This is a genomic window from Nocardia sputi, from assembly GCF_023501985.1.
Genome location: NZ_JAMFLC010000004.1, coordinates 290,784 through 305,614, shown reverse-complemented (window position 1 = coordinate 305,614; position 14,831 = coordinate 290,784). Strand labels below are relative to the sequence as shown.

General features: G+C 69.7%; 11 protein-coding genes. 1 reads left to right on the top strand and 10 read right to left on the bottom strand.

Annotated features, from left to right (window positions below; translation table 11 throughout):
* Positions 1-44: 44 nt before the first annotated feature.
* Entirely contained in the window at positions 45-1,379 is a 1,335-nt protein-coding gene (locus M8859_RS08505) for a tetratricopeptide repeat protein (RefSeq protein WP_195069625.1), read from the top strand.
* On the opposite strand, the gene M8859_RS08500 is transcribed toward M8859_RS08505, so the two are convergent.
* From M8859_RS08500 to M8859_RS08455, 10 genes are all read right to left on the bottom strand, one after another.
* Positions 1,351-1,935, bottom strand: coding sequence for a TetR/AcrR family transcriptional regulator (locus tag M8859_RS08500; protein WP_159921570.1), 585 nt, complete (start codon positions 1,933-1,935; stop codon positions 1,351-1,353). The two genes, M8859_RS08505 and M8859_RS08500, sit on opposite strands and share 29 nt — an antisense overlap.
* Positions 1,935-2,357, bottom strand: a complete 423-nt coding sequence (locus tag M8859_RS08495) for a VOC family protein (RefSeq protein ID WP_159921572.1) — start codon at positions 2,355-2,357, stop codon at positions 1,935-1,937. The genes M8859_RS08500 and M8859_RS08495 overlap by 1 nt, the downstream gene beginning before the upstream one ends.
* Positions 2,358-2,463: 106 nt before the next feature.
* Positions 2,464-4,770 carry a 5-methyltetrahydropteroyltriglutamate--homocysteine S-methyltransferase gene (metE, locus tag M8859_RS08490; protein ID WP_249644073.1) on the bottom strand — a complete coding sequence of 769 codons (2,307 nt, stop codon included), beginning with the start codon at positions 4,768-4,770 and terminating at the stop codon, positions 2,464-2,466.
* Between the two features lie 214 nt (positions 4,771-4,984).
* A complete protein-coding gene (locus M8859_RS08485) occupies positions 4,985-5,854 on the bottom strand; it encodes a 3-hydroxybutyryl-CoA dehydrogenase (RefSeq protein ID WP_159921574.1) in 870 nt (289 codons plus the stop codon).
* Positions 5,855-6,070: 216 nt separating this feature from the next.
* Entirely contained in the window at positions 6,071-7,360 is a 1,290-nt protein-coding gene (aceA, locus tag M8859_RS08480) for an isocitrate lyase (protein ID WP_159921576.1), read from the bottom strand.
* Positions 7,361-7,745: 385 nt separating this feature from the next.
* Positions 7,746-8,663 carry an allantoinase PuuE gene (gene puuE / locus M8859_RS08475; RefSeq protein WP_159921578.1) on the bottom strand — a complete coding sequence of 306 codons (918 nt, stop codon included), beginning with the start codon at positions 8,661-8,663 and terminating at the stop codon, positions 7,746-7,748.
* A 154-nt stretch (positions 8,664-8,817) separates the two neighbouring features.
* Positions 8,818-9,795 carry an allantoicase gene (gene alc / locus M8859_RS08470; protein ID WP_159921580.1) on the bottom strand — a complete coding sequence of 326 codons (978 nt, stop codon included), beginning with the start codon at positions 9,793-9,795 and terminating at the stop codon, positions 8,818-8,820.
* A 44-nt stretch (positions 9,796-9,839) separates the two neighbouring features.
* Positions 9,840-11,054, bottom strand: coding sequence for a DUF6986 family protein (locus tag M8859_RS08465; RefSeq protein WP_236565318.1), 1,215 nt, complete (start codon positions 11,052-11,054; stop codon positions 9,840-9,842).
* Positions 11,051-13,858: a molybdopterin-dependent oxidoreductase gene (locus M8859_RS08460; RefSeq protein WP_159921786.1), complete on the bottom strand. Its 2,808-nt coding sequence runs from the start codon at positions 13,856-13,858 to the stop codon at positions 11,051-11,053. Before M8859_RS08460 ends, M8859_RS08465 begins: the two co-directional genes overlap by 4 nt.
* Entirely contained in the window at positions 13,858-14,700 is an 843-nt protein-coding gene (locus M8859_RS08455; RefSeq protein ID WP_159921582.1) for an FAD binding domain-containing protein, read from the bottom strand. The genes M8859_RS08460 and M8859_RS08455 overlap by 1 nt, the downstream gene beginning before the upstream one ends.
* Between the last annotated feature and the right edge of the window lie 131 nt (positions 14,701-14,831).

Genomic DNA, 14,831 nt, shown 5'->3' with positions numbered 1-14,831 from the left:
ACAACTCTTCGGAAACGATTAGCACCACTCGGTGCCGAGGCTGGATGGGAACAATGCTGAAGCGGCCGCCGGACCTGGCCTTCGACCTCGGCAAGATGCACCGCAGGCGCAACGACGTGGCGGCCGCGCGCGAGGCGTTCCAGATTGCGATCGCCTCCGGTCATCCGAACTGGGCGCCACTGGCCGCCGCGGAGCTGGGTGGGCTGCTCAGCGCGGTGGGTGACAAGCCGGCCGCGGAAGGCGCCTACCACGTCGCGGTCGATTCCGGTCACGAGGACGCGGCGCCACGCGCCGCCTACAACCTCGGACTGCTGCTGGCCGAGCGCGGCGACACCGCGGCGGCCGAGGCGATGTACGAGCGTGCCGCCGAGTCAGGGCATCCCGACGCCGCGCCCCGGGCCTGGATCAATCTCGGCTACTCGCGAGCCAAGCGCGGGGACTCGGACGCGGCGCGCACCGCCTACCAGCACGCGATCGACGCGGGCCCCAGTGACATCGCCCGGCTCGCCCTGTCCAATCTCGCCTACCTCCTTCGCACCGAAGACGATCTGGACGGCGTGAAAGCCGCCTATCGCGGCGTCATCGACGGCTGGCCCGAGGATCAGGCGCTCGTCGCCGCGGGCGATCTGGTCCAGCATCTCGGCGAGGCCGGAGATCTGTCCGGGGCCAGGGAGGTCAGCCGGTCCATGGCCGAATCGGACGATCCCGCGGTCGCCGCGCGGGCCAGCTTCGACGTCGGGGTGTTCAGCGAGCGGCTCGGCGAACCGGACGTGGCGCTGGCAGCCTTCCAGCGAGCGCTCGATTCGACGGATGCCGAAGCCCGGACCCGGACCGCCGCCGCGCTCGCCCCCATCTACCACGAGCGCGCCGCGACGGTGCTGCGCGAGACGGACTGGGCGGGGCTGTCACACGCCCACGGAGCAGCCCTCGACGCGCCCGCCATGCTCGCCGACCTGATCGGCGCCGCCGTAGAAGACCAGACCCGCGGCGTCGTTTTCCTGTACTCCGCTGTCCTGCATCAGGGTTCGATCTACTCGGTCACCGCGCCCGCAGCCGAAGTCGTGCTCGGCGCCCTGCTGCACGAGCGCACGGACGTGACCTATGCCCGCGCCTGGGTGCACGAGCCGCAACCGCTGCGCTTGGAGCTGCTCAACTGGCTGCACGAGGTGATCGTCACCGCCGCATGGCAATCCGCCGTCGAGGACGACGCCGAGACGACCCCGGCCGACCGGGACGCCGCCGCTGCCTGCTTGGCGCTGTTGCCGCACGTCCGCGCCGCCACATCGGCCGCGCTGGCCATGGCCGGAGCCGGCTCGGTCGCCAACGCCGCCACCGAGGTGCTCGCGACGCTCAGCGCGCTGTCCGCGGTCGGCGAGTGATCGCGCTCACCACCGCCGCGACCGACTGTTCGGCGAGTTCGTCCGACAGCGGCAGGTGGCCGAACAGCGCCCGGTAGTAGATCGGCGCGGCGACCGAGTCCAGGACGAAATCCAGATCGATGCCGGGGTCCACGTCGCCGCGCGCGATGGCCGAGCGCAGCGCCGTCGCCGTGGTCCGCCTGCGGGGTTCGAAGACGGTGGCCAGGAAGTGGGCGCGCAATTGCTCGTCACCCGCCAGATCGGCGACCAGCGCGGGCAGCACACGGTGCAGCGAGGTGTCGCGCAATGCCGCGACCAGATCGCGCATCGCGCCCACCAGGTCGGCGCGCAGGTCGCCGGTGTCCGGGGTCGGTCGCAGGCCGAGCAGGTCGGCGACGACATCCACCACCAAGTGCCGCTTGGACGGCCATCTGCGGTAGATGGCGGGACGGTGCAGGCCCGCCCTGGCGGCGACCCGGCCGATGGACAGGTCGGCGTATCCGACCTCGTCGAGCAGCTCACGCGCGGCCTCGAGCACCGCTGCGTCGATGCGGTCGTCGCGAGTTCGTCCCGCCATCAGAAGACCGGCCGCGGCATCAGGACGACCCGCCAGCCGTCCGGATCGGGAAAGGTCAAGCCGCCGTTGGCGGCCCAGAACGGATTCTCCGCCCGCACCGGTTCCACGCCGAACTCGCCGAGCCGCTGCGCCGCGTCGTACATCTGCGACTCGCCCTCGAAGTAGAGCACCAGCAGGTTCTCCGCGCTCGGCGCATCGCCGGGGCTGCCGTCCGCGTGCGTGGTGAATTCCAGATGGTATGCGGCCCCGGGCAATCCGAGCATCACCCCGTCATATCCCGCGTGGTTCCGGAAGCGGTAGAGCTCGCACAGGCCGAGCCCTTCGACATAGAACCGCACCACCTCGTCGAGCCGGTCGGTGGGGCGAGCGATCCGGACCTGCGCGACGCGCAGCGAGTCCGGCCAGTCGTTGTCGGTCTCCATACTCGAATATTACAGTACGTACTGTACCGAAATAGATCCCGGACAGACCGAGGGCCGCCCCGTTCGGTCGAACGAAGGCGGCCCTCGATGCGCTGTCGCGCCTATCTCACTCGGCGGCCTCCGCGCGCCTGCGGACGCGCCGAGCCGCAGCGACCATGTTGCGCAGCGACGGTTCGAGCTGCCAGTAGTGCCGGGTCTTCAGGCCACCGTCCGGATTGGCCCACAACCGTTGCGGTGTCACGGCTTCGGCCGCCGCGGTGAGCAATTCGTCCAGCTCGTCGATGTCCGGGATGCGCGCGGAACGGCTCTCGTACACGCCGGGCCCGACGCCGTGGCTCAGGCCGTGCCCGGAGGCGCAGTCCTCCTTCAGCGCCCGCAGCACCCACTCGATGGAGCGCGTGGCCACGATGGCGGTGACGTCGGCGTCGAGTTCATCGATCGCCTCGACCACCTCGGCACGGCCGGAATAGCCGATGTGCGTGTGGATCTGAGTCTCGGCCTGCACCCCGGAGGTGGCCAGCCGAAACGCGCCGATCGCCCAGCGCAGGTACTCCGCGCGGCCCTCCGGCCGCAACGGCAGCATCTCGCGGATCGCGGGCTCGTCGACCTGGATGATCGATATCCCCGCCTTCTCCAGGTCCACCACCTCGTCGCGAATGGCCAGCGCCACTTGATCGGCGGTCTCGTGCAGCGGCTGGTCCTGCCGGACGAAAGAGCGGGCGATCATGGTGACCGGCCCGGTGACCATGCCCTTGACCGGCTTGTCGGTGAGCGACTGCGCGTAGCTGATCCACTCCACCGACATCGGCGCCGGGCGCGACACGTCGCCGTAGATGATCGGCGGCCGCACGCAGCGGGATCCGTACACCTGCACCCAGCCGAAGTGCGTGGTCGCGAAGCCGTCGAGCAACTCGGCGAAGTACTGGATCATGTCGTTGCGCTCGTGCTCGCCGTGCACCAGCACGTCCAGGCCGATGTCCTCTTGCAGCCGGATCGTCGACTCGATCTCGGCCTCGATCCGCTTGCGGTACTCCTCGTAGGACAACCGGCCCTCACCGAGTTCGTAGCGCGCCTGACGGATCCGGGCGGTCTGCGGGAAGGACCCGAGCGTGGTCGTCGGCACCGGAGGCAGATTCAGCTTGCGCTGCTGGGCTTCCCTGCGGACCTCGTAGGGTTCACGCGAGCGCATGTCCGGGGTGACCGCGTACACCCGCTGCCGCACCGCGTGCTTCTGCTTGAAGTGCACCTCGGTCGGGCGCTTGCGCCACTTGTCCGATGGGCCCTCGGTGAGCGCCTTGGCCAGCGAGACCACCTCGCCCACCTTCTGTTTGGCGAAGGCGAGCCGGTCGGCGACGTGCCCCTCGATGTCGTACTCGATCAGCAGGTCGTAGGGCACGTGCAGCAGCGTGGTGCCGGTGGAGACGACCAGGTCCGGGCACACCTTGGCCAATTCGTTGAGGTATTCCAGCGTGACGTAGCGGTCGGCGCGCCACACGTTGCGGCCGCTGATCACACCCGCGTACAGGCGCTTGCGCCGGATGCCGGGAATCTCGGCCAGATCCTGCGGCCGCATCCGGTAGCTGGCGAGGTCGAGGCCGATCGCCTCGACGTTGGTGCTCGCGAGAATGGTCAGCGCCTCACCGAAATCGCCGTACTGGCCGGTGACCAGCATGCGCGGGCGCAGCGGCGCCTTCGCCAGCCGCTGATAGACGGCCTCGAACGCGGCCAGTTCGGCGGGCGTGCGCTCACTGGTGAACGCGGGCTCGTCCAGCTGCACGCAGGTGGCGCCGCGCTTGGCGAGGATCTCGAACAGTTCCTCGTAGACCGGCAGCAGCTTGTCCAGCAGGCTGATGGTGTCGAATCCGCCCGACTCGCCGGGGATGTGCCCGGCCTTGGACAGCAGCAGCAACGACACGGGGCCGAGGACGACCGGCCGCAGCTCGATGCCGACGGCCTTCGCGCGGTCGAACTCGTCGAGCAAAGCCTCGGGATGCAGCGAGAACTCGGTCTCGGCGTCCACTTCCGGCTGGCGGTAGTGGTAGTTCGTGCCGAAGAAGCGGACCAGCTCGAGCGGCGGCAGGTCCGGACGGCCGCGGGCCATCAGGAAGTAGAAGTCCAGCGGGTGCATGCCCTCGCGGTAGGGCTCGAACCGCCTGGGCACCGCGCCGAACAGCAGCGCGTTGTCCAGCACGTGGTCGTAGAACGAGAAGGTGTTGCCGGGCACCTGGGTCAGGCCGGTGGCCGCCAGCTCGTTGAACTGGGTCTCCTGGATCTCCCGACCGACCGCCAGCAGTTCCTCGCGATCGAGCGAACCGTGCCAGTAGGCCTCCAGCGCCCGCTTGAGCTCGCGGTGCGGTCCGATCCTGGGATAGCCGAGAATGCTCGACCCGTAGCCGTCGGTCACGTTCACCATGAGCGGATTACCTTCTTTCGATCACCTGCGCGGCCCGCCGAGATCGACGGGTCGATCCGGCTGCGCTCTGGATACCCAGCCGCACCGTCGACATGGCCCGGCTGTTGTGCAGCTTATGCCGACCGTCCGAGTGCCCGCCGCGGGCGCGAGCGGCGGGCACTCGGACGCGAGACTCCCAGGGGCCGCGAACACGCGGCGCCGCAGGCGCCGCGAATCAAGCCCGGTACTGGTAGAAGCCCGCTCCGGTCTTCTTGCCGAGCAGGCCCGCCTCGACCATGCGCATGAGCAGCGGCGGCGCGGAGTACAGGGGCTCCTTGAACTCGGCGTACATCGAATCGGCGATGGACTTCACCGTGTCCAGGCCGACCAGGTCGGTCAGCGCCAGCGGGCCCATCGGGTGGGCACAGCCGAGCACCATCGCCTTGTCGACGTCCTCTTTGGTGGCGAAGCCGGACTCGACCATGCGGATCGCCGACAGCAGGTACGGCACCAGCAGCGCGTTGACCACGAAGCCGGAGCGGTCCGCCGACCGGACGACCTGCTTGCCGAGCACGTCTCCGGCGAAGGCCTCGGCCCGCACGGAGACCGACTCGCTGGTCTTGAGCGTGGTGACCAGCTCGACCAGCGGCAGCACCGGGACTGGGTTGAAGAAGTGCATGCCGACCACGCGCTCAGGGTTCGCCGTGGCGACCGCGATCTTCATGATCGGGATGGAGGAGGTGTTGGAGGCCAGCACGGCCGAGGGGTCGGTGACGACCTTGTCGAGCTCGGCGAAGATGCTCGTCTTCACCTTCTCGTCCTCTAGCACCGCCTCGACCACCAGCTGGCGGTCGGCGAAGTCGCCGAGATCGGAGGTGAATCGCAGACGCCACGCGGCCTGTTCGCGTTCGCGCTCGGTGATCTTCCCGCTGCTCACACCGCGATCGAGGGACCGCAGGATGCGGGCGCGGCCCGCAGCGGCCAGTTCCCGGGTCTGCTCGAACACCAGCACGTCGATATGCGCCCTGGCACACACCTCCGCGATTCCGGCGCCCATCTGGCCGGCGCCGATAACACCGACGCGTTGGATCTTTTCGCTGCTCACGTCCCGCTCCTGCTGGGTTGTCTGGCTCTGGGGTGGCTGGTCTGCGAAGGTGTCGCTCCGGTGTGAGCGCGCCCTTCGATGGTCCAAGGTATAGGGATGCCCTCCCCGCCGGGGCTGTTCAGCGGGGAGGGCAGTACACCCCTACCGGAGTAGAGGAATGTCGGTTTTCACGTCGGGAACCTCACTTCCCTTTGCGAGCACCTGATGTGATTCAGCTCAGTGGAACTGGCCTTCTTCGGTGGAGCCCTTCAACGCCGCCGTGGAGGTGTTCGGGTCCACGGTGGTGGCGATGGTGTCGAAGTAGCCGGCACCGACCTCACGCTGGTGCTTGATGGCGGTGAAGCCACGCTCGGCGGCGGCCTTGAACTCGCGCTCCTGCAGGTCGACGAAGGCGGTCATGCCCTCGCGGGCGTAGCCGTAGGCCAGGTCGAACATGCCGTAGTTGAGCGAGTGGAAGCCGGCCAGGGTGATGAACTGGAACTTGAAGCCCATCGCGCCGAGCTCACGCTGGAACTTCGCGATGGTCGCGTCGTCCAGGTGAGCCTTCCAGTTGAAGGACGGCGAGCAGTTGTAGGCCAGCAGCTGGTCCGGGAACTCGCCACGGACGGCCTCGGCGAACTTGCGCGCGACCTCGAGGTCCGGCACGCCGGTCTCCATCCAGATGAGGTCGGCGTAGGGGGCATAGGCCTTGGCACGCGCGATGCAGGGCTCGATGCCGTTCTTCACACCGAAGAAGCCCTCGGGGGTGCGGGTGCCGTCCAGGAACTCCCGGTCGCGCTCGTCCACGTCCGAGGTGATCAGAGTGGCGGCCTCGGCGTCGGTGCGGGCGATGATCACCGACGGCACGTCGGCGACGTCGGCGGCCAGACGCGCGGAGGTCAGGGTGCGGATGTGCTGCTGGGTCGGGATCAGCACCTTGCCGCCCAGGTGGCCGCACTTCTTCTCGGAAGCGAGCTGGTCCTCCCAGTGCACACCGGCGGCGCCGGCGGCGATCATGGCCTTCTGCAGCTCGTAGGCATTCAGCGCGCCACCGAAGCCGGCCTCGGCGTCGGCGACGATCGGGGCCAGCCAGTTGGAGACGGCGGTGTCGCCCTCGACCTTGGCGATCTCGTCGGCGCGCAGCAGCGCGTTGTTGATGCGGCGGACCACGGACGGAACCGAGTTGGCCGGGTACAGCGACTGGTCGGGGTAGGTGTGGCCGGACAGGTTCGCGTCACCGGCGACCTGCCAACCCGACAGGTAGATGGCCTTCAGGCCGGCGCGGACCTGCTGGACCGCCTGGTTGCCGGTGAGGGCGCCGAGGGAGTTGATGTAGTCCTCGTTGTTGACGAGATCCCACAGGATCTCCGAGCCGCGGCGGGCGAGGGTGTGCTCCTCGACGACGGTGCCCTGGAGCTTCGACACCTGCTCCGCGGTGTAGTTACGGGTGACGCCCTTCCAGCGGGGGTTGGTGTCCCAATCCTTCTGGATTTCCGCGGCGGTCCTCGGGGTGCCGGTGGTCGACATCTGTGACTCCACTTCTTCGTTCGGTCCATGCCGCCCGGTCGAGCTACGAGGCAGCTCGTACTGCTGAAGCGGCAATTTGCAGGCTTGCTAGGCCCGTGGGGTGTACTTCCACACGATGGCACACGAAGAAATGGCCGTCTACCTGTTGTTCATGTGAATCTAAGCTAGGTTTCCAAGCCGCTTTGCTAACCCTGCAAAATTTGCCCCCGAATTGCAAAGGTGCAATCTACTGGCGGGTAGCCCTGACGTGGGGTTTTAGCGTAACGCTTGTACTGTTAGCGACCGACGAGCGGCCCCCGCCCGGAGAGCCGTGCGCGGCCCGACTGTGAGCACCTTCACAAGCCCGCTGTGGCCGGCGCCACGTCCAGGATCCGACCGTTCCAGCTCACGACGAGGCATTCACCGGATGCACCGCGCGCCAGTGTTCGGCTATGTCGAGGCGTCGGGTGATCCATACCTGGTCGTAGGACTGCACGTGGTCGAGCAGGCGTTCCAGGGCGGCGGTGCGGGCGGGGCGGCCGATGAGGCGGCAATGCAGGCCGATCGAGAGCATTTTCGGGCTGCCCTCCGCCCCTTCGCGGTAGAGCACGTCGAAGGCATCGCGGACGTGTGCGAAGAACTGGTCGCCGGTCGGGAAACCGGCGGGTGAGGCGAAACGCATGTCGTTGGTGTCCAGGGTGTAGGGCACCACCAAGTGGTCGCGGCCGTGCACGCGCACCCAATAGGGCAGGTCGTCGGCGTAGGAATCCGAGTCGTAGACGAAACCTCCGTGCTCGACGACCAACTCCCTGGTGTGCGGGGAATCGCGACCGGTGTACCAGCCCAGCGGCGCGGCGCCGGTCAACTCGGTGAGGATGCGCACCGCCTCGGCCATGTGCGCCCGTTCGGTGTCGCGGTCGGTGAGCTGGTAGGACTTCCAGCGCAGACCGTGGCAGGCGATCTCGTGGCCGAGTTGCCGGAAGGCCGCCACCGCCTCCGGGTTGCGTTGCATGGCGCGAGCGACCGCGAAGATCGTCAACGGCAGGCCGCGTCGCTCGAAGACGCGCAGTACCCGCCACAGCCCGGCGCGTGAACCGTACTCGTAGAGCGACTCCATGCTCATATGACGGTTCGGAAACGCCTCCGCGGGCGTCATTTCCGACAGGAACGTTTCGGAGTGGTCATCACCGTCGAGGACGTTGTTCTCGCCGCCCTCTTCGTAGTTGAGTACGAACTGAACGGCGATCCGCGCCTTCCCCGGCCATTTCGGGTCCGGCGGATTCGGGCCGTAGCCGACGAAATCCCGTGCATCGCCCGCCGTCACGCTGCACTCCCCCCTCCGGCCCGACCGCTCACGACCACGCCCCGTCGCCGCTCGGCTGCCCGCCCTGGAGCTTGGCTCCTCACGACCGCGCCTGGTCGACGCTCCGCTCCCGCAGGAGCGGTGCGCGGTATCGACTTCCGCTCGCCGCGCATCCTCACGCGCCGAGTTCGCCGTACAGCCGCAGCCGCGCCAGCCCGCCGTCCGGGTAGATATCCAGACGGACCTGCTCCACCGACGCGGCCATCGGTGCGATCGGGAACCGGTGCCTGGTATCGGGTTGCAGCGCGGTGCGCGGCAACAACTCCAGCTCGGTGCCGTCGTTGGTGCGGCCGGTGAGCCGGGCCGCGCCCGGGCTGTTGCCCAGGAAGTAGGAGGTGTCGAGTTCGGCGAGCCGGATCAGTCCCGGACCGGCCAGGCGGATGCGCACCCAGTCGTTGCCGTCGTCTCTGCGCCGCGCTGTCTCCCAGCCCTCCCCCATGGTCCGGGCCCGGCCGGGATACAGCAACTGGTTCGGCGAGCTGTAGAAGCGGTTGGAGCAGTCCAGCACCAGCGCGCCGTTCTCCAGCGCGGCCAGATCCAGTGGGCCCAGTCCGAGCAGTCGCGGATCGGGCCTCCCCTCGCCGTGCACCCGCAGCCTGGCCACGCCGCCGTCGGGATGGATGGTGAGTTTCACGTGCGTCCAGCGCTTCTCGTTCTCGACGGAGAACAGGTTGCGGCTGTCGCCCGCCACCGGGGAGCGATCGACCAGCATCACCCAATCGTCACGCGCCGCGATGGATTCCGCGGATGGGTAGTCCTCGATCTCCAACGCCGAAACCGAGACGGCGGGCGGGTAGTTGCCCGTGAACCACGCGGTGTCCACGACGATCCCGCGGATCACGCCGGGCACGCCGAGTCGCACGATCGCGGAGTCGTCACCGGGGCGCCCTCGGTGTCTGCGGGTCTCCCAACCGTCGTAGATCTGCCCCTTGTGCCCGAAGGTGGACGGTTGGAACCGAGGCGGGCCAGGGTTTATCAGATTCTCCTTCTCCGCGAAGAATTCGTCGCTCGCCCAGATCACCGAGCCGCCGATCGGCCGGGCGGCCAGATCCGGCAGTAGCGTGAACTCCTCGTCGTCGCCCCGGTCGCCCATCGCTTCTCCCGTGTCGGTAGGGACCGTCCCGTTCGGATGGCCGGTCACGGCGTGTCCGTCGGCAGCGGCGCGCGTGCCGCCAAGGCGCGCAACACCGCCTCGGTCAGTTCCGGAGCCCCCGCGTCCGGACGGGCGCCGCATTGGATGCCGCGCAGTACGGTGGCGGCCAGCGCTTCCGCGGTGGCAGGCTCGTCGACGACGTCGCCTCCGCGCCGCGCCAGGTAGTCCCGCAGGCGCGGAACCGCCACGTCGATGGCCCCGCGGAAGAAGTCGTAGGTGGCCAGCCAGCGCGTGACCAGGTGACCCGGGTGCATGTCCCAGCCCTGGTAGTACCCGCGTCGCAACGCTCGCGCGACCAGGCGGTGATGGTTGCGCAACGCGGCTTCCGGGTCGCCGTCGGGCACGACCTGAGTGGAGCCGTCGCACACCCACACCCCGGTCTGCGCGGCGGCCACCTGCATGACCGCCTTCGCGTAATCGGCGGCCGGGTGGTCGAGCGCTTGGTCCGGCGCGGCGACGCCACAGGCGGCGGTGTAGTCGTAGGTGCCGAAATGCAACGCGCTGCAACGTCCCTCGGAAACACTGAGCATCGAGGCCACCGGCGCGGTGCCGTCCGCGGCGATGATCGCCTGCGGACTCTCGATCTGCAGCTCGAAGCGCAGGCTGCCTTCGGTGATGCCGTACGCACGCTCCAGCCCGACGCACAACTGCACCAGAGCCGTGACTTGCTGCACAGCGCGAATTTTCGGCACCGTGAAGACAAAACCCTCTGGTACCGCGCCCGCGCCCTCCAACACGAGGTCGAGTGTGCGCAGCGCGCGACGACGCTCACCGCCGGCCAAACCCTTCATCCGGATGCCACTGCGGCCCGGTGCGTCCGAACGCCGCGCCCAGGCCGCGAGCGCGGCGCCCGCCGCCGCGGCCGCGCGATCCTCCTCGGCGTCGGGGCGCAGGCCGTAGCCGTCCTCGAAGTCGATGCGCAGATCCTGGACCGGGTCCACTTCCAGCCGTTTGCGCACGTCGGGCAGTGAACCCGTCTCATCGAGCGTGGCCAGCAGGTCGTGGTGGCGGTCGAGCAGTTCTACCGCGGTCGCGCCCCATTCCCTCGGCGTCTCCTCGGCGATCCGGTCGGCGGGGACGTACACCGTGTGGATCGGTTGCTGCCGCCCGTTCGATCCGGGATATCGGCGGCGCAGCTCGGCGTCGACCCCGTCGAGCATCGACTCTATCCGCGCGCGAACATTTTCCGGCACCTTCATCGTGACCCCTTCTCGCGCAGCGCGGCCCAGATCCGGTCCGCGGTCATCGGCAACCGGTCCAGCCGCACGCCGACCGCGTCGCGAATCGCGTTGGCCAGCGCGGGCGCCACCGGGTTGTACGGCGACTCGCTCATCGACTTGGCGCCCAACGGGCCGAGCGCGTCGGCCGTGTCGGCGAAGTACACCTCCGTGCGCGGCACGTCGGCGAACTGTGGCACATGGTAGTGCCGCAGGGTTCGCGCACCCACCACCCCGCGCGCACTGCGCATGTCCTCGTACAGCGCCGTGCCGATGGCCTGCGCCGCACCTCCCTCCACCTGCCCGCGGCACTGCACCGGATTGAGCACCGTGCCCGCGTCGGCGGCCTGGATCGACTGGAGGATGCGCACCGAGCCGGTGGCGGGGTGCACGGCCACGCGGAAGGCGTGCACGTTGAAGCTCACCGACCTCGGGCTGCCCCCGTGCTCGGCGTGGGCGGTGAGGTCGCCGCCGGTCAGCAGCTCCCGCGCGTCGAGCAGCCGGTCACCGCAGTGCACGCCGCCGGAGGTCAGCACGCAGTCGCCCTCCGGAACACCCGACAGTTCGGCCGCTCTGGCCAGGAGCAGTCCCCGCAGTGCGCACGCCGCCGCGTACACGGCTTTGCCGGCGACCACGATGCCGGTGGACCCGAACGCGCCGGTGTCGAAGTCGACCAGATCGGTGTCGGCGTGCCGGACCACGATGCGAGCGACCTCGGTGTCCAGCGCGGTGGCCGCGAGCTGGGCGTGCACGGTGGTGGTGCCGTTGCCGAACTCTGCGGTGCCGACTCGGATCTCGTAGCGTCCGTCGGGTAGCAGCGACGCCGTAGCCGCCGACCGGTGCCCGCGCGGCGGGATGGTCGCGATCATCGCGGCGGCCATGCCGGTGCCCACTCGCCACTGCGGGCCCGGCGCGTGCACGTCGTTGCCGCGCAGCAGCGCCCGTTCGGCGAGGTCGAGACACTGGTCGAGGCCGTAGCTGCCGAACTCGAGGTCGCTTTCGTTCACCGCCGCGCCGACGAACCGGTCGCCGGGCGCCACGACGTTGCGGCGGCGCAATTCGAACGGGTCCATGCCCAGCGCGTGCGCGAGTTCGTCCAAGGCCGACTCCACCGCGAAGATCACCTGCCCGAGCCCGTACCCGCGGAACGCACCGGAAGGAACGTTGTTGGTGTACACCGCCTGTGCGTCCACCCGCTTGTTGGCGCAGCGGTACAGCTCCACCGACTCGCCGACGCCGTGATACATCACCCCGCCGCTGTGGTTGCCGTAGGCGCCGGTGTCGGCGAGCACGTCGACGGCCAAGGCGGTCAGCACGCCCTGCGCGTCGGCCCCCGCCGTCACCGCGACCCGCATCGGGTGCCGGCACGTCGCGGAGGTGAACTCGTCCGAACGCGTGAACTCGTACTGCACCGGCCTGCCGGTGCGCAGCACGGCCAGCGCGATCAGGTCCTCGGCCAGCATTTCCTGTTTCGCGCCGAACCCGCCGCCGACCCTGGCCGCGAACACCCGCACCCGCCTCGGCGGCAGACCGAACAGGCGGCACAGTTCGTCGCGGACGAGGAACGGAACCTGGGTGCTGCACCGGATGACCAGCCGCCCGGCGTCATCCAGCCATCCGACCCCGCCGTGCGTCTCCAAGTGCACGTGCTGCCCACGCGGCGAATGCCATACGCCCCGCACGACGTGAGCCGCGGCGGCCAAGCCTGCCTCGACGTCGCCCACCTCACCGTGCAGTTCGGCGACCAGGTTGCGGCCCGGATCGGCGATGCGGGCCGAATCCGGCTTGTCGACGTGCAGTTTCGGAGCGTCCGCGCCCAGCGCCTCCCGGGGGTCGAACACCGCGGGCAGGACCTCGTAGTCGACGACCAGCAGCCGGCACCCCGCACGGGCGAGCGCGACGCTGTCGGCCACTACCGCGGCCACCCGCTGCCCCACGAATCGGACGGTCCGGTCGAGCACATAGGTGTCGTCGGGGTCGTCGGTGCGCAGCTCGTGCCGCGCGGTGGAGAACGGCAGGTCCGGCGCGTCGGCATGGGTGAGCACCGCGTGCACGCCCGGCAGGGCCTCGGCCGCGGCGGTGTCGATCGAGCGGATTCGCGCATGGGGATGCGGACTCGTCAGCACCGCGATATGCAGCGGGGCGGTCGGCGGTGTGGTGGCGGCATCGCCCGATCGGGGGTGGTCGGCAGCGAGAACGGCGGCCGCTGGGAGGTCCAGGGTGAACGGCTCGCCGCCGCAGACGATGCGGGGTCCGGCCGGGGCGCCGACTCCCGCACCCGCGCCCACGGTGGTCGTCGCGGTGGGATCGGGGGCGACGGCGGCGGGGTCGTCCGGGGTGAGCGGCTCACCCAGGGCGGCGCGGATAGCGCGGTAACCCGTGCAGCGGCAGAGGTTTCCCTTCATCAGTTCGGCGAGTTCGTCCCCTGACCGCTCGGCGCGCTCATCGGCCCCACACCCCAGTCCCGCGGCCGTGACCACCATGCCCGCGGTGCAGAACCCGCATTGGAATGCGGCGTTGTCGATGAATCGCCGCTGCACGGGGTGCGGGCGCTCGGGGGTCCCGAGCCCGGCGGCGGTGGTGACGGAACGTCCGGCGGCCCGGTAGGCGGGAAAGACGCAGGAGTGCACCGTCGATCCGTCGACCAGCACTGAGCAGGCCCCGCAATCGCCCGAGTCACATCCCTTCTTCACCGCCAGGTTGCCGCTGTCCCGCAGCACCGTACGCAGGCACTGCCCCGGTAGCGCCTCGATCTCGACTGGCCTGCCGTCCACCTCCAACCGCATCACGGCCCCCGCAGTTCCTCGGCGACCTCGCGGGCGAGCAGCCCCGCGACGTGCCTGCGCCACTCCGGCGACCCGTGCGGGTCGTCGAACCAGAGTTCGGGGCCGATCGTGCCGAGGGCGTCGTGGATCTCGCGCTCGCTCGGCGGTGCGGCGAAGTCCAGGACGACCGGCTTGGTCGTGGCGGCCGTGATGGTGACCGCGCTGCGGCCGTCCCGTTCCCGGCGTCCCATCACGACGGCACCGGACCGGCCGAGCGGAGCGAGCGCGATCTTCCGGAAACTGGTGTGTGCCAGCAGACTCGAGCGCGGCAGGAGAATCGAGCGCAGCACCTCACCGCGCCGCAGCGCCGTGCGTCCCGGACCGATCACGAACTCCCGCAACGGAATACGCCTGTCGACCCGATCCGCCCCCCACACCGTCGCCATCCCGTCGAGCGCGACGAGCGCCCCGAGCACCGCGCCCGCGGGCAGCGCGAGGCAGACGTTGCCCCCGACGGTGGCGGTGCGCCAGATCTTGTGCGAGGCCAGCAGCGCCCGGCAGGACGGAGCGAACAGCGCGGTCCCCGGCCAGGCATTGTGCAACACCGGCATCCCCAGCTCACGCCCCGGCGCGGCTGCGGCGAACTCGGCCAGGGTGCAGGTCGCGGCGATCTCCAGTCCGTCGTCCACGACCTGGAGCGCGGGCCACCCCAGGCCGGTGATGTCGACCAGGCGCACCAGCTGATCCTGGGGTTCGGAGAACAGGAAGGTCCCTCCGGCGAGCACCGCGGTCGACGCGCCGAGCAGCGCCAGGTCTTCCCGTTCCCGGGCGATCACCACCTCGCGGATCGTGTCCAGGTCCACGTCTCACCTCGTTCCGGCCTCTCCGTCACCGTAGAGCCAGTCGGTTGCCGCCATATTGCGCGCGACGCACGTCAGGTTGCGCGGCAGTTACCTCGCCGCCACGACGACCGCCCGCCGCCGCGGCTGAGCGC